The 17,289-nt window shown below is 54.8% G+C and carries 16 protein-coding genes; 10 read left to right on the forward strand and 6 right to left on the reverse strand.

Annotated features, from left to right (window positions below; translation table 11 throughout):
• Positions 1-37: 37 nt before the first annotated feature.
• The 3 genes from EDF81_RS05140 to EDF81_RS05150 form a co-directional block, all read right to left on the reverse strand.
• Complete coding sequence (locus EDF81_RS05140) at positions 38-3,391, reverse strand: bifunctional class I SAM-dependent methyltransferase/glycosyltransferase (RefSeq protein WP_260232652.1); 3,354 nt, start codon at positions 3,389-3,391, stop codon at positions 38-40.
• A 45-nt stretch (positions 3,392-3,436) separates the two neighbouring features.
• The gene (locus EDF81_RS05145; RefSeq protein ID WP_123346855.1) at positions 3,437-4,840 is read right to left on the reverse strand and encodes a hypothetical protein; all 1,404 of its coding nucleotides are present in this window, start codon (positions 4,838-4,840) and stop codon (positions 3,437-3,439) included.
• Between the two features lie 207 nt (positions 4,841-5,047).
• Complete coding sequence (locus tag EDF81_RS05150; RefSeq protein ID WP_123346857.1) at positions 5,048-5,884, reverse strand: flagellin; 837 nt, start codon at positions 5,882-5,884, stop codon at positions 5,048-5,050.
• Between the two features lie 388 nt (positions 5,885-6,272).
• Between EDF81_RS05150 and fliD the strand changes: the two genes are divergently transcribed.
• Genes fliD through fliT form a run of 3 tightly spaced genes read left to right on the forward strand, consistent with a single transcriptional unit; the run spans position 6,273 to position 8,494 of the window.
• Positions 6,273-7,697 carry a flagellar filament capping protein FliD gene (gene fliD / locus EDF81_RS05155; RefSeq protein WP_123346859.1) on the forward strand — a complete coding sequence of 475 codons (1,425 nt, stop codon included), beginning with the start codon at positions 6,273-6,275 and terminating at the stop codon, positions 7,695-7,697.
• Between the two features lie 9 nt (positions 7,698-7,706).
• Positions 7,707-8,117: a flagellar export chaperone FliS gene (gene fliS / locus EDF81_RS05160; RefSeq protein ID WP_123346861.1), complete on the forward strand. Its 411-nt coding sequence runs from the start codon at positions 7,707-7,709 to the stop codon at positions 8,115-8,117.
• On the forward strand, positions 8,117-8,494 hold the full coding sequence (fliT, locus tag EDF81_RS05165; protein ID WP_123346863.1) for a flagella biosynthesis regulatory protein FliT: 378 nt from the start codon (positions 8,117-8,119) through the stop codon (positions 8,492-8,494). Before fliS ends, fliT begins: the two co-directional genes overlap by 1 nt.
• A gap of 66 nt (positions 8,495-8,560) precedes the next feature.
• Here fliT and yedD read toward each other — a convergent pair whose 3' ends face one another.
• From yedD to fliE, 3 genes are all read right to left on the reverse strand, one after another.
• Positions 8,561-8,974, reverse strand: coding sequence for a lipoprotein YedD (gene yedD / locus EDF81_RS05170; RefSeq protein ID WP_123346866.1), 414 nt, complete (start codon positions 8,972-8,974; stop codon positions 8,561-8,563).
• Between the two features lie 116 nt (positions 8,975-9,090).
• Positions 9,091-9,282, reverse strand: a complete 192-nt coding sequence (locus EDF81_RS24210) for a cold-shock protein (RefSeq protein WP_123346868.1) — start codon at positions 9,280-9,282, stop codon at positions 9,091-9,093.
• A 407-nt stretch (positions 9,283-9,689) separates the two neighbouring features.
• A complete protein-coding gene (gene fliE / locus EDF81_RS05180; protein ID WP_123346870.1) occupies positions 9,690-10,007 on the reverse strand; it encodes a flagellar hook-basal body complex protein FliE in 318 nt (105 codons plus the stop codon).
• 227 nt (positions 10,008-10,234) lie between these two features.
• On the opposite strand from fliE, the gene fliF reads away from it, so the two are divergent.
• The 7 genes from fliF to fliL all read left to right on the forward strand — a co-directional run bounded on the left by fliF (position 10,235) and on the right by fliL (position 17,286).
• Positions 10,235-11,947: a flagellar basal-body MS-ring/collar protein FliF gene (fliF, locus tag EDF81_RS05185; protein WP_123346872.1), complete on the forward strand. Its 1,713-nt coding sequence runs from the start codon at positions 10,235-10,237 to the stop codon at positions 11,945-11,947.
• Complete coding sequence (fliG, locus tag EDF81_RS05190; RefSeq protein WP_123346874.1) at positions 11,940-12,935, forward strand: flagellar motor switch protein FliG; 996 nt, start codon at positions 11,940-11,942, stop codon at positions 12,933-12,935. Before fliF ends, fliG begins: the two co-directional genes overlap by 8 nt.
• Positions 12,928-13,635 carry a flagellar assembly protein FliH gene (fliH, locus tag EDF81_RS05195; protein WP_123346876.1) on the forward strand — a complete coding sequence of 236 codons (708 nt, stop codon included), beginning with the start codon at positions 12,928-12,930 and terminating at the stop codon, positions 13,633-13,635. The genes fliG and fliH overlap by 8 nt, the downstream gene beginning before the upstream one ends.
• Positions 13,635-15,005, forward strand: a complete 1,371-nt coding sequence (fliI, locus tag EDF81_RS05200; RefSeq protein ID WP_123347680.1) for a flagellar protein export ATPase FliI — start codon at positions 13,635-13,637, stop codon at positions 15,003-15,005. Before fliH ends, fliI begins: the two co-directional genes overlap by 1 nt.
• Positions 15,006-15,026: 21 nt before the next feature.
• The gene (fliJ, locus tag EDF81_RS05205; protein WP_123346878.1) at positions 15,027-15,470 is read left to right on the forward strand and encodes a flagellar export protein FliJ; all 444 of its coding nucleotides are present in this window, start codon (positions 15,027-15,029) and stop codon (positions 15,468-15,470) included.
• On the forward strand, positions 15,467-16,711 hold the full coding sequence (fliK, locus tag EDF81_RS05210) for a flagellar hook length control protein FliK (protein WP_123346880.1): 1,245 nt from the start codon (positions 15,467-15,469) through the stop codon (positions 16,709-16,711). Before fliJ ends, fliK begins: the two co-directional genes overlap by 4 nt.
• 104 nt (positions 16,712-16,815) lie before the next feature.
• On the forward strand, positions 16,816-17,286 hold the full coding sequence (gene fliL, locus EDF81_RS05215) for a flagellar basal body-associated protein FliL (RefSeq protein ID WP_123346882.1): 471 nt from the start codon (positions 16,816-16,818) through the stop codon (positions 17,284-17,286).
• The last annotated feature ends 3 nt before the right edge of the window (positions 17,287-17,289 follow it).

Genomic DNA, 17,289 nt, shown 5'->3' on the forward strand with positions numbered 1-17,289 from the left:
CCTCGGTGTTTACACCATAAAAAGTTCGATTGTGTATTCAGCATGTGCCCTGATCCGTAATCATCAGGGTGCGCGGCTGTTCCCCACGGCAATATAATTGCCATGCCTCACGCAGCGCTTTCTCGAAGTTCGCTGCGACATTAAATCCAGGTTCATTTTTTATCGGGATCTGCGCCCGCATCCCGGCACGGATCGCCGCCAGCTCGGGAATATGGTCACGCCAGTAAACAGCCTTATCGATATATTCCTGTTCGCTATAGACGATAAACTGCTCAAGCCCGTAGGAGGTCATAATGTCGACCCCCTGCTGGCAGGCGATAGTTGGACCACACAGGGTCAGGGTCGGTACGCCCATCCAGGCACCGTGGTGGGTGGTCGTCCCGCCGGTATAGGGGAACGAATCCAGCAAAATATCGATTTCGTGGTGATAAGTCAGATACTCTTCCATCTCCACAAGGCCCCTGAAGATCAGCCTGTCCTGCGTAATGCCCAGCCTGAGCATCCGTTTCGCCATTGCCGCGATCATGTCGTTGTCGGTCATAAAACCGATCAGCAGTTTTGATTCAGGATAGTCCAGCAGCAGTCGCGCCCACACGCCAAGAACCTGGTCATTAATCTTTTTCGAGCGATTAAAACTGCCAAAGGTGATATACCCATTACGCAGCGCGGGCAGCACGTTGACTTCCGGGGCAAGAGGATGGGGTTCAAAGCACTTACGGCTGGCGATATACATGGCTTTTTCGGACAGTTGTTCCTCAAGCCGCGGCGAGTTAACCAGGGTTGCCGGCAGGATAATGTAATCCATCTGTGCAAGCCCCGTCGTTCCCGGATAGCCTATCCAGGTAATCTGGACTGGTGCCGGACGCAGAGCAAATGCAGGCAGACGGTTATGCGCCGTATGGCCGGACAAATCGAACAGAATGTCGATCCCGTCCTCGGCGATGGTTTTCGCCAGCTCAATGTCGCTGATGGAATCAACGTCACGCCACAGCAGTGAGGTTTCCTGAAAATGCCTGGAGACCGCATCATCATTAGAAACTACCGTGCTGTAGGCCACCAGCTCAAATTTATCGCGGTCCAGGCCATCCCAGAACGGCAGCACAAAATTGGCCACCGGATGGTTACGCAGATCCCCGGACACAAAGCCTAAACGCAGTTTGCGCTGCGGATCTTTCACATTATTGAGCGACAGGGAGATCTCAGTTCGTTCAGCCCACTCATCAAGCCGGTGGCCAAATTCAAGATGTTTTGCCAGCAAATCTTCCGGGGTGACGTTGGCATCGTGCGTCATAACAAAAAGTAAGTTACTAAAATAACCGGAATTATAGTGACTCATCTCGACCGCTTTCTCCATAAAGTAGCGGGCTTCATCCATTTTATGGTTGTCACTTAAAATGATCCCGGTCATCCCATAGTAGGTGGCGCCCGGACAGCCAAAACGCAGCATCACCCGACAGCATTTTTCACCCAGCGCCATATCTCCATAAGCATGATGGAGTGAGGCAAGACTAAGCCAGTAATCAATATTTTTGCTGTCGAGCCGCACGAGCGTACGGACAATATTACGTGCGCAATAAAACTCGCGTTTTTTCTGCAGCGTGGTCGCCAGATCGTAATAAATCTCGAGGCTGGAGAAGTAATACCCCATCAGGCGGCAAAGGGATGCCAGGGCTTCGTCCCAGGCGGATGTCAGCACGCAGGCGCGAGAATAGCAGCGGAGGACGTGAATATTTTCCGGATCCTGCTCCATTAACCCACGGGTATATTCTCTGGCTTCCTGCGAGCTTCCGGCATTAATGAGAGCATTAACGCGAGCATAAATAGCATCAACATCCGCATCAGGAACCGCAGATTCCGGTATCTCATCATAAAGTAAACCGCCCTGCTGCTGGTTAACGCTGAGCAGTAGCAATAATGAAAGCTGGGATTTCAGAACATCGATGCGCCCGGCACGGAGAAAACGCTGCAGATGTTTTTTCCACGCCACCGGAGCCCCACCGATCAGCCCTTTTCGCTTCAGGGACGAAAAAGTCGCCCATGCAGACGTATCTGAACCCGTCATATCGCTCTGTAGATAATCCCATTCGTCTGGGGTAAGTAAGACCGTCTCACTCCAGAGATTGATCAGTGCAGTATCCTGTTCCGGGCGTTGGGTTGGCAGCAGGACTGCCGGAAGCAGCCGGTCATTTTGTGCCGTATTGTAAATGCCCGGAGATGCACTCCAGTGGAATCCTTCGGCATTGGTCATAAATAAGGCGGCCAGGGCATCCCATACGACCTCCTGAATATCCTCCTGATTTTCAGGTGCCTGGCAGTTAAAGACCAGCTGTTCAAAGCTGAGAGACATCGGCCAGGCACTGCCCAGCACCTCCATGATGCGAATTAAAATTCCGTTGTCGGTATTGATGATTCTGCCGTTGCTGTCTTCAAAGGCGTTCGACGTCTTAGCGTGATCGTCCTGCAGATGGCGGAAATTCCCCGCCCAGTGAAGCGCTTTAAGCCGGGTAAGATCCGGCGCAGCGGGTGGCGCTGTCGCCTCCCGGTGGCAGAGCAGCGTAAAACGCTCTCTGCGCTGGACGGCATAATCCAGATATTGTTGAGACATCACCCGGCCAGTGCCGCCGCTGACGGCATTAAGCATTTGTTCCGTGGTGTCGCTGTAATGGTGTCCCAGCTCGTATTGAGGCAAAACATCCCCCAGATACTGCAGACTTACGGCTTCAGCACGGGCGCTAAATACGCTCAGGGTGCAGGCCTCTGTGCCGGGGCTCAGATAAGCCAGCGTCAGCGTGAGGTCATCCATTTTTTCAGCGGCCAGGGCTTCCGCCTTTAACGCGCCCTCGTCGAGGGTCACCAGCATAAAGCTCAGCATGCCGCGGGCGGCGGCCAGAAGATCGGTCCCCTCTTCCGCACGCTCAAGGTGGAATTGCAGTGCTTCAGCGAGCGCGCCTCGGGCGCTCGCACCAGGCAGTGCCGACCAGCGCACGGCAATAACGCCGCGAGCGGATAAATGCGCCTGGCACCAGCCCAGCAACGCTTCACGTTCCGTCTGACCGAGGAAGGTAAAAGCGCCGTGAATAATGATGTAATCAAACTCACCCGGATCGACCGCCAGCAAATCACCCAGCCCGGCGGCAAAAAGCTCAACATTACTGCACCCCAGTGCGGCAGCCAGCGTCTGGCCCTGATGAATATTCTGCTCATCAAGATCGATACCCACGGCAACACTCTGCGGCCAGACGCTGGCGTTCATCACCAGACGAGAGGCCGTACCGCAACCCAGCTCAAGAATACGCGCCGTTGCAGGTGGCGTCGTTGCAAGATGATTCATCGCGGCAGCGGCATGAATCGTTGCGGGTGTTACACGGTGGCACGGGTAGAGTGTCGTCACGTCTTGTTCCTGGTTCTAATTGTGCTGAAAACGTAGCAATGCCTGCTAGCGTTGATATTTTTTAATCAAAGCGGCTTTATATTGCTGAGACGGTTCCTCAGCATGTTGTCCTGCGCCGGAAGCCCAGCAGAACGCTCCGGCCTCATCTTCGTCACTCAGTATGGACGCGCGTTTAACGCGAGAAATCGCCATTTGCTCCGTGCCGGAGAGCCGGTCCAGGCTTGCCGAGAGCGCAACAGAGTCCAGACACCAGACGCGGTTGGCCGCCTTCAGATTGCTGGCAATAAACCGGCCGACAATATCGAAATAGCGATGCGTGATGCTGCCCGGTTCGGCATAAATGAAACCGCCGAAGAGTTCATCCCAGAATGGCGAGGCTTCATTTTCTAACAGCTGCAGCGCTGCCCCCGGAGAGACCCAGGCCTGGCGAGCCAGAACATCGCTGTTCATCGCGATAACAGGCGTCGCAAATTCCTGCAGAGCGTCGCGCAGGAATAGCGTGCGACGCGCAGCGTACTCAACGGCCATCTCATCGCAGGCTGAGACCTGCTCAAGGGTGGCGGAGATATGCAGTTCCGGCAGCTGCTGACGCAACGCCTTCACGCTCTCATTCATCTCCTCGTCGCTGTTATAAAGATGGAGATGCACATCCAGCACGCCACGGTTTGTTTCGTAAAGCGAGTACACCAACGGCAGCGTATGGGCAAAATAGTCGGCTTTATCGCAGGCCAGCAGTACCGTGGTATTGACCTTGCTGTCCTTCTCCAGCAGCCATGTATATCCTGCCCCCTCGAGCTGGCCATTACTGTCATCGAGGGTTCTGAAATCGATAAAGGAATCAGGCAGACCGCCGAGCTTGTAAATTCCACAGGTAATCATCAGCAGGGTCATCGGGTCTTCGCCGATAAGTGCAGCATCGGAGGTCAATGCCTGGATCACCACCATGGCCTGGTTGTAGTCCTCTTCCATCAGGCAGACCAGCAGGAGTATTTTCAGCACCGTACCAGAATCGCTGATCAGTGAAAGATTGTTATTAATCAGGAACAGCGCGGAGCTGATTTCATTGACGCGGAAAAGGATCTGAATCGCGGCCACAATATAGTGGGTGTTATTGTCAGCTTTTAACGCTGCAACAACATATTCCGTAATCCGGGCGCTTAGCTCGGCGGGTAAAGCCTTCTGACGGCTCTGTTCCTTCACCTCAAAAGCCTGGTTAGCGAGCGTGATCGCACGCAGCATATTCTTCAGTGCTTCTTCTTTATCCGCATCCAGCCCGGTATTTGCCGCAGCAATCATGGGCTCAAGGCGATCGAAATCGGCGCTCTTAAAGTTAAAGATTTCCGCCACAATGTGTGCGGGCATCGCATCGGATTCCGGCAGGTCGATCAAACGGGTAAAAACATCGCGATAAAACTGGCGCATTGCCCGCGTGCGTGCAAATTCACTCATCGTTATTGCTCATCGGTAAGCTGTCGTCAGACGACATGCGGAATAAGAGATTTTACGCAGAGTAGCACTGCACAGGCGGGGGCGATGGCGTGATAAAACCGGTGATTACGGGCTTATTTTGCAGATTGCGTTAGGGAAAATTGGAGATAAATGACGAAAAAAAAGGCTGCTGTTTCCAGCAACCTTTTTTGGAACTTGATGCGTCTATTAACGCAGCAGGGACAGCATGGTCTGCGGAACCTGGTTTGCCTGAGACAGTACAGAAGTACCAGCCTGCTGCAGGATCTGCGCGCGAGACATGTTGGAAACTTCGGTAGCGTAGTCAGCATCCTGAATACGGGACTGAGCAGCAGACAGGTTAGTGATAGAGTTGTTCAGGTTGTTGATGGTAGATTCGAAACGGTTCTGAATCGCACCCATGTTTGAACGAGCAGTATCAATTTTGGTGATAGCAGCGTCAGCAGCGGTGATGAATGCTTTAGCAGTGCTGTTATCAGTGATGGTACCGGTCAGGCCAGTAGACAGGCTGGTTGCTTTCGCATCGATCAGCGCGCCAGTGGTGATGGAGATGGTATCGGTAGCACCGGTACCTGCACCAACCTGGATGTTCAGGGAAGCAGTCTGAGAACCATCCAGCAGTTTTTTGCCGTTGAAGTTAGCTGCGCCAGCGATACGGTCGATTTCGGCCAGACGCTGAGTGATTTCAGTACTTACTGAGGTGTAGTCAGTAGTGCCGTTGGTGTCGTTCGCAGCCTGAACAGCCAGCTCACGGATACGCTGTAAGTTGCTGTTGATTTCGTTCAGGTTACCTTCAGCGGTCTGAACCAGGGAGATACCGTCGTTGGCGTTACGTGCTGCCTGAGTCATCCCTTTGATCTGGGAGTTCATGCGGTTAGCAATCGCCAGGCCAGCAGCGTCATCTTTAGAGCTGTTGATACGCAGACCGGAGGACAGACGCTCGATAGCGGTACCCAGGGAAGACTGAGATTTGTTCAGGTTGTTCTGAGTGGTCAGGGACAACAGGTTAGTATTGATAACTGCCATAATTTTAATTCCTTCAAAAATGGATTCTAGGGTCGGTGCCTAACACTTACGGCGTCTCTCACCGTCAACAAGGTTATCGACGCCCTGCTCAGAGACTTTAGAAAATATCGCATAATTTTTTTATTTAATTGTTTTTAAAGGAATTATTTTTGCAAATCACTTTTGAAGGCTGCCATATACTTAGAGAGAGGCCTCTTTATAGGGATACGGTCGGACACATCTATAGAGCAACTTCACGTTTTCTCACTGAGGCAGCTCCCGCCCCTATCCTTTTATAAGCTACCAACTCTGGTGGCTATTCCTGGATTTATTTTTTTTGGCTTACCGTAAACTTTTTGCAAATGGGGCCGATATTACGTCTGACACTACCATTGACAAGGAACAATGTATGGCGACTATCAGCAACCTCGGGGTGGGTTTGTCCGGTCTGTCGGATCTGTACGATAAGTTACAGGCCGCAGAAGAGACAAAGTTAACGGCCATCGCGAAGCAGAAAACAACTTACGACAATCAGATTACCGGCTTCGGTAAGCTGCAGAGTGCCATGACTACCCTGCAAACGGCCACCGCGAAACTGGCCAATGCAGATACCTGGAACTCTACGTCAATTACCAGTACCAATACGGCATTTGGCGCGACGACGACGTCTAACGCGAACGTCGGCGAGTTTAAAGTTAATGTGACCCAGATTGCGCGTGCTCAGGTTCTGACCACGGCTGCAGGCACTATTGACAGCAACACTAAACAGCTGGGCGGTACCACGGCTGATAACACCCGTACCATTACCATTACCCAGGCCGGCGCCGATAGCAAACCGCTGACGGTCACCCTGGCGGACGGCGATACCTCGCTGAACGGTATCGCAAAAGCGATTAACGCGGCTAACGGTAATGTCTCGGCGAGCGTAGTGAAAGCAGATACCGGCGATTACCGCCTGATGCTGACATCGAAAACTACCGGTACAGATTCGAATATGACGGTTTCGGTGACCGGCGACGATACGCTAAAAGGCGTTATCGGCAGCGGCGCACTGACCGAACAGGTTGAAGCAGCAAACGCGATTGTTAACGTCAGCGGCATCGAGATTACTCGTCAGAGCAACACCATTACTGACGCACTACCGGGCGTGACTCTAACGCTGAAAGCCAAAAGCACCGCAGATGAAACGCTGTCGGTGACCCGTGCTACGGATGATAACAAAAAAGCGATCACCGAGTGGGTTACCGCCTATAACGCGCTGCAGTCGACGATTGGCTCGCTGACCAAATATGTTCCGCCGGCAACCGGTGCGACCGCTCAGTCATCCAGCAATGGCGTACTGATGGGTAACAGCACTATCCGCGGAGTACAGTCAGATCTTCGCTCTTTATTAACCAATGTACAGAGCGGTTCTTATGCAATTATGGCTCAGTTGGGCATCACTCAGGACCCGGTAAAAGGCGCTAACGGCGAAACCGGCAACCTGAAAATTGATGATAAAAAGCTGTCCCAGGTACTGGCGGATAACCCGGCAGGCGTGCAGGCCTACTTTGCAGGCGATGGCAAAACCACCGGTTTTGCTACGCAGATGGACAGCAAGCTGACCGAAATGCTCAGCACTTCCGTTGGTAAAGAGGGTGTGATTCAGAATGCCAAGAACGGCATCGACGCCACCCTGAAATCAATCGGTAAGCGTTATGAAGCAATGGAACTGACTATCGAAGCTACGATGGCCCGTTACAAAAAGCAGTTTAATGATTTAGATGTGTTAGTCACTAAGCTAAATGGCACCGCCAGCTATCTGACTAATCAGTTTAAGACCAGCAGCAGCTAAGGAACCGATATGTATAACAACTCTGGTGTACAGGCCTATCAAAAGGTGGGTCTTGAATCTGCCGTATTGAGTGCCAGCCCACACCAGTTGGTCGTGATGCTGTTCGACGGTGTCCATAGCGCGCTCGTTCGGGCGCGCCTTTTCCTTGAGCAGGGAGATATCCCTGCAAAAGGTGAGGCGCTCTCAAAAGCCATCAATATTATTGAGAACGGACTGAAAGCCGGGCTCAATATGGAGGTTGGCGGCGATCTGCCTCATAACCTTGCTGCGCTATATGACTATATGGTTCGTCGCCTGCTGGTTGCTAACCTGCGCAATGATGTCGAGGCTATCGTGGAAGTGGAAGGCCTCTTGTTGAATATTTCCGACGCCTGGAAGCAAATCGGCCCTGGTAACTCTATCACGCAGGATCAATTTTGATGAACGACTCCAGCTTATCCCTAAAAAACTGGCACGCACTATACGCATTAAGCAACACAATGCTGAGCCTTGCTCAATCCGGGAAATGGGATGAGCTCATTGAACAGGAAGTCGTTTACGTCACGCTGGTGGAACAAATCAGCAAAAACCCCCTCCCTTCCGGGCCAGGGGGTCAATTTATCCAGGATAAGGCGCAGGCTCTGCTCGCCAGAATTCTGGAAAATGAAATTGAGCTCAAGCGTTTATTACAGGAACGTATGGGCGAACTGCAGGAACTGATGGCCCAGACCGGAAAGCAGCGCACGCTGAATATGGCCTACGGTAATCTTTCTGGAAACGTGTTATTTCCTGGCGAAGCTAACGAAATCAACCCGTAGTCCAACCCCTACTCCAGAGACTAACCTGATGATTTCTGGAGTAAGGCTAATATTTTCACCCAATGATTATGGCAACGCCGAAGCCAGCGGATTTTTCGTCAGAAATTCCGCGCACTCTGTTGTGGGCTTTTGCACACGCTTAAGCGTCATTCCGTCATAGTCCAGCTCTCCGCCTTCCTGTTTCAGACGGTACACATCGACAGCGGTGGTCACGTTGTAGTAATTGTCACCGCGCAGCATCAGTTTACCTGGGCGCGCAATCACCCGCTGCCACTGACGACAGTCGAGAGTATCACCTTCAGGGGTCACAATCAGACTCGCTACGGCCAGTGGACTCACCAGTGCGCTTTGCGGCCCTGCCGACTGCCAGTATCCTGCCAGTTCAGCCGGCGCCGGCGTCTTCACGACGGTCGCATAGTTATCCACCTGCACACAGCCAGTCAGCGCTAACAGTGCGCCAACAAGCGCTACTTTTTTCATTGTTTATCCTGCACAAAGAGAAAAAAGTATTCTGGCATTAAAGCGTTATCCTCGCCAGCCTTTCCCGGGAGCAGCGGGGTCGGCCTCTGAAGATATAAAGAGAAGGCGGGATCGCGTTACTTGCGGAAATCGAGGGGTACGGCACTGCCGGACTGGATCCAGGCGTGCAGATTTTCAAATGCCACCATCGACGATTTGCAAAAAATACATTTTGCCCCGTGGGGATTTTTTTCAGTGACATCAAAGTTTGATGTTCTGTATTGCGACCCGTGGCAGCACGGGCAGCGGAAATGAGTGTGAGCAGTCATGCGCTCTCCTTAATAAAATAATTATATTACAGCGACAGGCCGGAAGCCCGTATTCGCAAAAAATCAACTTTCTGATTCTAAACACAAATTTTAAAATCATTAAACAATGCGCGGCGCTTTACGGAAATATCTCAGGATAAAGCCAACGCATTTCGCGGCATGGATGACGTGACAAAAATTTATCGGTGTATGAAACAACAAACCAGGAAGAGGAGCGAAAGAAGCACTGTGGGAAGAGAACGACTTTACTAAACGACTTCAGATAATTTCTGATTATCAAACCATCGACAGATTAACGCACGTCGGCATTTTAAATGCAAGCTATAAATTTCAGATAAGACATAAAGCGCGCCAACAGCGGCGCGCTTTATCACTAAAATCGTTATGCGGTAAGCCAGTAAAACTGACTACACCTGCATCTGCATCACTTCCTGGTAAGCCGCTACCAGTTTGTTACGCACCTGGATGCCCATCTGCATTGATACAGACGCTTTCTGCATATCGGTCATTACGTCATTCAGCGCAATGCCCGGTTCACCGAGGGTAAACTTTTCTGCCTGCGCACGTGCCGCACCTTGCTTCTCGCTGATGCGATCGAGCGCGGCATGCAGCTGTCCGGCAAAGCTGACGCCCGAATCTGCCCCAGCACCAACGCTTTGGTTGCGCGCGACCGATGCGGTGGCCTGCAGTTGACTGAGCACCCCTTCGATACCCTGAATCGCCATGCTACTTCCCCTGATATTTTTTGACTCGGTGAGAGTAACAGCTTGTCAATAAGATAATGGCGGCAAATGACGGCAAAAAACTGGGTTATTTGGTCCATAGAAAATCCTGATTCATCAAATAATGATATCGCCATCACTATGGAATTTTTGTCGTGTTTGCCGACTCGGGAGTCAGTTTTGCTTCAATACACCAATAACGTTATCCACCAGGTTCTACGAGGTGAGCAATGAGTGCGACTGCAACAACTGCACCGCAGAATAAATCCCTCGAGTGGATCAATCGCCTGCGCGCTAACCCCAAAATCCCATTAATGGTGGCGGGTGCCGCCGCTGTTGCTATCGTTGTCGCGCTGGTACTGTGGGCGAAAAGCCCGGACTACCGCACCCTTTATAGTAATCTGGCCGATCAGGACGGGGGTGCCATCGTCACCCAGTTGACCCAGATGAACGTTCCCTATCGTTTCTCTGATAACGGCTCCGCCATCGAAGTCCCGGCGGATAAAGTGCACGAGCTTCGTCTGCGTCTTGCCCAGCAGGGTCTGCCGAAAGGCGGCGCGGTCGGCTTCGAGCTGCTGGATCAGGAAAAATTCGGTATCAGCCAGTTCAGCGAGCAGGTGAACTACCAGCGTGCGCTGGAAGGTGAGCTGGCCCGTACCATCGAAACGCTTGGCCCGCTTAAAAGCGCCCGCGTTCACCTTGCCATGCCGAAACCATCGCTGTTTGTTCGTGAACAGAAATCGCCTTCCGCGTCGGTGACCGTTAACCTTGAACCGGGTCGCGCACTGGATGAAGGTCAAATCAGCGCGGTGGTACACCTTGTTTCCAGCGCCGTTGCGGGCTTACCGCCGGGCAACGTCACCCTGGTCGACCAGAGTGGACGCCTGCTGACCCAGTCCGGCACCACCGGACGCGACCTTAACGATGCCCAGCTGAAATATGCTGCCGACGTTGAAGGCCGCATTCAGCGCCGTATCGAAGCTATTCTCGGCCCGATTGTCGGCAACGGCAACGTGCATGCGCAGGTTACCGCCCTGCTCGATTTTGCCAATAAAGAGCAGACCGAAGAGCAATATCGTCCAAACGGCGATGCCGCTCAGCAGGCGCTGCGTTCGCGTCAGACCAATGAAAGTGACCAGATTGGCGGCCAGTATCCTGGCGGCGTACCTGGCGCACTCTCTAACCAGCCGGCACCGGCCAACGCAGGTCCGATCACCACGCCGCCAGCGGCAAACGCACAGAACGGACAGAACGGACAGCAGAACGCGCAGCAAAACGGTCAGCAGAATGCACAGCAGCAAACCGCAGCGACCCCTGCCGGTCCGCGTAACACTTCACGTAACGAAACGACCAACTATGAAGTTGACCGCACCATCCGCCACACCAAACAGAACATTGGCGATATCCAGCGTCTGTCGGTGGCCGTGGTGGTTAACTACCGTAATCTGCCGGACGGTAAGCCGCTGCCGCTGACCGCCGAGCAGATGAAGCAGATTGAAGACTTAACCCGCGAAGCGATGGGCTTCTCTGATACCCGTGGCGATACCCTGAACGTGGTTAACTCGCAGTTTACCGCGAGCGACGAGACCGGTGGCGAACTGCCATTCTGGCAGACACAGGCCTTTATCGATCAGATGCTTTCCGCCGGTCGTTGGTTAATCGTCCTGCTGGTGGCCTGGATCCTGTGGCGTAAAGCAGTTCGTCCGCAGCTGATTCGCCGTCAGGAAGAAGCGAAAGCGGCCCTTGAAGCAACTCGTATGCGCCAGGAAACAGAAGACTCAGTGGAAGTCACCCTCAGCAAAGACGAGCAGCATCAACAGCGTCGTGCTAACCAGCGTCTGGGCGCTGAGGTGATGAGCCAGCGCGTACGTGAATTGTCAGACAACGATCCGCGCGTGGTTGCGCTGGTCATTCGCCAGTGGATGAGTAACGAAAATGAGTAATCTGACCGGAACGGAAAAAAGCGTCATTCTGCTGATGACCATCGGCGAAGACCGTGCGGCAGAGGTGTTTAAACACCTCTCCCCTCGTGAAGTTCAGCACCTCAGCTCGGCGATGGCCAACGTGCGGCAGATTTCCAACCAGCAGCTGACCCAGGTGCTGCAGGAATTTGAGCAGGATGCCGAGCAGTACACCGCGCTGAACATCAACACCAACGACTACCTGCGTTCGGTGCTAGTGAAAGCCCTGGGCGAAGAGCGTGCCTCCAGCCTGCTGGAAGATATTCTCGAAACCCGCGATACCGCCAGCGGTATCGAAACGCTCAACTTTATGGAGCCTCAGAGCGCGGCAGACCTTATCCGCGACGAGCACCCGCAGATTATCGCGACCATTCTTGTGCATCTTAAGCGTGGTCAGGCGGCCGATATTCTGGCCCTCTTCGACGAGCGCCTGCGTAACGACGTGATGCTGCGTATTGCCACCTTCGGCGGCGTCCAGCCGGCGGCGCTGGCGGAACTGACCGAAGTGCTTAACAGCCTCCTCGACGGCCAGAACCTCAAGCGCAGCAAAATGGGCGGCGTGAGAACCGCGGCGGAAATCATCAACCTGATGAAGACCCAGCAGGAAGAAGCCGTTATTACCGCCGTTCGCGAATTCGACGGCGAACTGGCGCAGAAAATTATCGACGAGATGTTCCTGTTCGAAAACCTGGTCGAAGTGGACGATCGCAGTATCCAGCGCCTGCTGCAGGAAGTGGACTCCGAATCGCTGCTTATCGCCCTCAAAGGCGCCGAACAGCCGCTGCGCGAGAAATTCCTGCGCAACATGTCTCAGCGTGCTGCGGACATCCTGCGCGACGACCTTGCCAACCGTGGCCCGGTCCGTCTCTCTCAGGTGGAGAACGAACAGAAAGCTATCCTGCTTATCGTGCGTCGTCTGGCCGAAACCGGCGAGATGGTAATTGGCAGCGGCGAGGATACCTATGTCTAACCAGCCGCAGTGGAAAGTCTGGAGGCCTGATGACCTCCTTCCACCGATGACGGAATTTGTTCCGCAGGTGCTTATTGAGCAGCCGCTGGATGCGGAAGAAGACGAAGAAGAGCTGTCTGCCGAGCAGCTGCAACAGCAGCAGCTGGCGCAGATTCAGATTCAGGCGCACGAACAGGGTTATAACCACGGTCTGGCCGAAGGTCGTAAACTCGGCCAGGACCAGGGTTATCAGGAAGGGCTGGCCCAGGGTCTGGAGCAGGGTCGACTTCAGGCCCAGCAGCAGCAGGCACCGATTCATGCCCGCATGCAGCAACTGGTGAGCGAATTTCAGAACACCCTTGACGCGCTGGACAGCGTTATCGCCTCGCGTCTGATGCAGATGGCGTTGGAAGCGGCACGTCAGGTCATTGGCTATTCGCCTTCCGTCGACAACTCGGCGCTGATTAAACAGATTCAGCTCTTGCTGCAGCAGGAGCCGCTGTTTAGCGGTAAACCGCAGCTGCGCGTGCATCCTGACGATCTCCAGCGTGTCGAAGATATGCTGGGGGCGACCCTCAGCCTGCACGGCTGGCGCCTGCGCGCCGATCCGACCCTGCATCCGGGCGGCTGCAAAGTCTCTGCGGATGAAGGCGATCTGGATGCCAGCGTCGCCACTCGCTGGCAGGAACTGTGCCGCCTGGCGGCACCGGGAGCCTGCTGATGACCTCCCGACTGACGCGCTGGCTGACCACGCTGGATAATTTTGAAGCGAAGATGGCCCAGCTGCCCGCAACGCGCCGCTATGGCCGACTGACCCGGGCGACCGGTCTGGTCCTTGAAGCCACCGGCCTGCAGCTCCCGCTGGGCGCAACCTGCATTATTGAGCGCCACGACGGCACTGAAATGCGCGAAGTCGAAAGCGAAGTCGTCGGGTTTAATGGACAGCGGCTGTTCCTGATGCCGCTGGAAGAAGTCGAAGGTATTTTGCCCGGCGCTCGCGTCTACGCGCGCAGCACCTTTGGCGAAGGCCTGCAAAGCGGTAAGCAACTGCCGCTTGGCCCTGCCCTGCTCGGTCGCGTCCTGGACGGTGCCGGTAAACCGCTGGACGGCCTGCCCTCGCCCGATACCACCGAAACCGGCGCGCTGATCACCCAGCCGTTTAACCCGCTGCAGCGTACCGCCATCGAACACGTGCTCGATACCGGCGTGCGCCCGATTAACGCCCTGCTCACCGTTGGTCGCGGCCAGCGTATGGGCCTGTTCGCCGGTTCCGGCGTGGGTAAAAGCGTCCTGCTCGGCATGATGGCCCGCTATACTCAGGCGGATGTCATCGTGGTCGGGCTGATCGGCGAACGTGGTCGTGAAGTAAAAGACTTTATTGAAAACATTCTCGGCGCTGAAGGTCGTGCCCGCTCGGTGGTTATCGCCGCCCCGGCCGATGTTTCACCGCTGCTGCGTATGCAGGGTGCCGCTTACGCCACCCGTATCGCCGAAGATTTCCGCGATCGCGGTCAGCACGTCCTGCTGATTATGGACTCCCTGACCCGCTATGCGATGGCCCAGCGTGAAATCGCCCTGGCTATCGGCGAACCGCCAGCGACCAAAGGCTATCCGCCTTCGGTGTTCGCCAAACTGCCAGCGCTGGTTGAACGCGCCGGTAACGGTATTCATGGAGGCGGATCCATCACCGCTTTCTATACTGTATTAACCGAAGGCGACGATCAGCAGGACCCGATTGCCGATTCGGCGCGCGCCATTCTCGATGGTCACATCGTGCTATCGCGCCGCCTGGCAGAAGCCGGTCACTATCCGGCCATCGATATTGAAGCCTCGATCAGCCGTGCGATGACATCGCTGATCACTGAACAGCACTATGCGCGCGTGAGACACTTTAAGCAGTTGCTTTCCAGTTTCCAGCGCAACCGCGATCTGGTCAGCGTGGGCGCCTACGCCCGGGGCAGCGACCCTATGCTGGATAAGGCCATTGCCCTGTGGCCACAACTGGAATCGTACCTTCAGCAGGGTATTTACGAACAAGCAGGCTGGGAAGATTCGCTGCAGGCACTTGAGCTTATCTTCCCAACGGCGTAATGATGCGGGAGATCGACGATTATGACGCAGAATGGCGCTTTAACAACGCTGAAAGAACTGGCCGAAAAAGAAGTTGAAAGTGCAGCGATTCAGCTAGGCGATATGCGACGCGGCTGCCAGCAGGCCGAAGAGCAGCTAAAAATGTTGATTGATTATCAGCATGAGTACAGTCTGAACCTGAATAGCGACATGAGTCAGGGTATCGGCAGCCAGCGATGGCTGAACTACCAGCAGTTTATTCAGACGCTGGAAAAAGCCATTGACCAGCACCGGATGCAGCTGGCGCAGTGGACAAAAAAAGTTGAGCTGGCGCTCGACTTCTGGCGTGAAAAGAAACAACGTTTGCAGGCGTGGCAGACACTACAGGACAGACAGGCTGCCGCAGCATTGCTGGCGGAAAACCGTCTTGACCAGAAAAAAATGGATGAGTTTGCCCAGCGGGCAACCATGAGGAAACCCGAATGATTTCTTTGCCAAAAATTGTAGCAAGCGATGCCGATACCTCGATCTTTGGCCAGTCGGCCAAAGGCGGAGACGGCGCGCAGGATTTTCTGGCTTTGCTGGCTGGTGCGCTGGGTGATGGCGCGATGCAGGGCGATAAAGCCCTTTCTCTGGCGGATTTACAGGCCGCAGGCGCGCGTCTGCAAAAAGGCCTGCCGGATCTTGCTGCGGGTAAAGACGCTAAGCTGGCGCTGAACGCAAAACTCAACGAGCTTCTGGCCCACCAGGACACTCTGGCCGACGATTCGCTGGCTCAGCTGACCGCCGGGCAGAGCCTGCTGACGGGTCTGACGACAACACCGCTGAAAACCGATGCGCTGAGTGCCCTGTCCAAAAGCGCCCAGCGTGGCAGCGATCTGACCGCCGATGTCGACAGCTCTCTGAGCGAAGAAGAGCTGGCTGGCCTGAGCGCCCTGCTGGCGATGCTCCCGCATCAGCAGACCGCAACCACCACGCCGACGACGGCAGCGGCCGCTGGCGGCACCGCTTCTCTGGCTTCTGCAGCCGCCGCATCCGCAAAAGGTGCCCTGAGCACTGATGCCGCAGCACTGGCGGCGGGTAAAGGTAAAGACAGCAACGCGGCAGCAAAAGGTAACGACATGACGACCTTTGCGCAGCAGCTGGCCGCCGCGCCGGTGAACGCGACGAAGGTAGAGGTTGACACGACCCCGACGCCAACCGCGCCGACAATCATCGCGGCACCGTCCGCTGCCAGCCATATCACCGCAGCCGCGCCGTCGGGTATTGCCGCACCGCTGATTAACGCTCCGCTCGGCAGTCCGGACTGGCAGCAGTCGGTCAGCCAGCATATAACAATGTTCACCCGTCAGGGCCAGCAGACCGCCGAGCTGCGTCTGCACCCTGAAGATCTGGGCCAGATCCAGATCACCCTGAAGCTTGATGACAACCAGGCTCAGCTACAGATGATTTCTGCCCACAGCCACGTGCGTGCGGCGCTGGAAGCGGCTCTGCCGGTTCTGCGCACCCATCTGGCAGAGAGCGGCATTCAGCTGGGCCAGAGCAGCATCAGCAGTGAAAGCTTTGCCGGACAGCAGCAATCCTCCTCTCAACAGCAGCAGCAGGCGCAGCGTTCCGGAACATCCGGCACGGGCAATTTTGGCGCTGAAGAGGATGAGCCCCTGAATGTCCCGGCCAGCCTGCAGTCCGTCGCTCGAGGGAATGGCGCGGTCGATATCTTCGCCTAACGCCAGAGGTAGCGTGATTATCCTCGTCTTTTCCACGCTTTGACGTGGACAGGACACGGGATAATCAGGCCATAAGCAGTACCGAAACAGGAAGCCCGTATCAGATGACTGACTCAGCCCTCAACAAAAAACGTAAGCGTTCTATCTGGATCCCGCTGTTGGTGTTGATCACCCTCGCCGCCTGCGCTACCGCGGGCTATAGTTACTGGCGTATGCATCAGGAGCCGTCTGCGCCAGCCGCAGCCGCAGAACCACCGCCGCCGCCGACGCCGGTCTTTTTCGCGCTGGATACGTTTACCGTAAACCTTGGCGATGCCGATCGGGTGCTGTATGTGGGTATCACCCTGCGTCTGAAAGACGATGCAACCCGTGCACGTATCAGCGAATACCTGCCGGATGTGCGCAGCCGTCTGTTGTTGCTTTTCTCTCGTCAGGATGCGACTCAGCTTGCGACCGATGCCGGTAAACAGAATCTGGTCAACGCGATAAAAGAAACCATCGCGCCGCCACTGGTCCCGGGTCAGCCGAAGCAGGAAGTCACTGACGTTCTGTATACAGCTTTCATTTTGCGGTAACGA

Source organism: Enterobacter sp. BIGb0383 (assembly GCF_003751845.1).
Taxonomy (GTDB): Bacteria; Pseudomonadota; Gammaproteobacteria; order Enterobacterales; family Enterobacteriaceae; genus BIGb0383.

Coding starts and splice junctions, on each gene's coding strand:
- fliF (WP_123346872.1), top strand. CDS start 10,235: ATGAGTGCGACTGCAACAACTGCACCGCAGAATAAATCCCTCGAGTGG.
- fliG (WP_123346874.1), top strand. CDS start 11,940: ATGAGTAATCTGACCGGAACGGAAAAAAGCGTCATTCTGCTGATGACC.
- yedD (WP_123346866.1), bottom strand. CDS start 8,974: ATGAAAAAAGTAGCGCTTGTTGGCGCACTGTTAGCGCTGACTGGCTGT.
- fliT (WP_123346863.1), top strand. CDS start 8,117: ATGAACGACTCCAGCTTATCCCTAAAAAACTGGCACGCACTATACGCA.
- fliS (WP_123346861.1), top strand. CDS start 7,707: ATGTATAACAACTCTGGTGTACAGGCCTATCAAAAGGTGGGTCTTGAA.
- fliI (WP_123347680.1), top strand. CDS start 13,635: ATGACCTCCCGACTGACGCGCTGGCTGACCACGCTGGATAATTTTGAA.
- fliE (WP_123346870.1), bottom strand. CDS start 10,007: ATGGCGATTCAGGGTATCGAAGGGGTGCTCAGTCAACTGCAGGCCACC.
- EDF81_RS05150 (WP_123346857.1), bottom strand. CDS start 5,884: ATGGCAGTTATCAATACTAACCTGTTGTCCCTGACCACTCAGAACAAC.
- fliJ (WP_123346878.1), top strand. CDS start 15,027: ATGACGCAGAATGGCGCTTTAACAACGCTGAAAGAACTGGCCGAAAAA.
- fliH (WP_123346876.1), top strand. CDS start 12,928: ATGTCTAACCAGCCGCAGTGGAAAGTCTGGAGGCCTGATGACCTCCTT.
- EDF81_RS24210 (WP_123346868.1), bottom strand. CDS start 9,282: ATGACTGCTCACACTCATTTCCGCTGCCCGTGCTGCCACGGGTCGCAA.
- fliL (WP_123346882.1), top strand. CDS start 16,816: ATGACTGACTCAGCCCTCAACAAAAAACGTAAGCGTTCTATCTGGATC.
- EDF81_RS05145 (WP_123346855.1), bottom strand. CDS start 4,840: ATGAGTGAATTTGCACGCACGCGGGCAATGCGCCAGTTTTATCGCGAT.
- fliD (WP_123346859.1), top strand. CDS start 6,273: ATGGCGACTATCAGCAACCTCGGGGTGGGTTTGTCCGGTCTGTCGGAT.
- fliK (WP_123346880.1), top strand. CDS start 15,467: ATGATTTCTTTGCCAAAAATTGTAGCAAGCGATGCCGATACCTCGATC.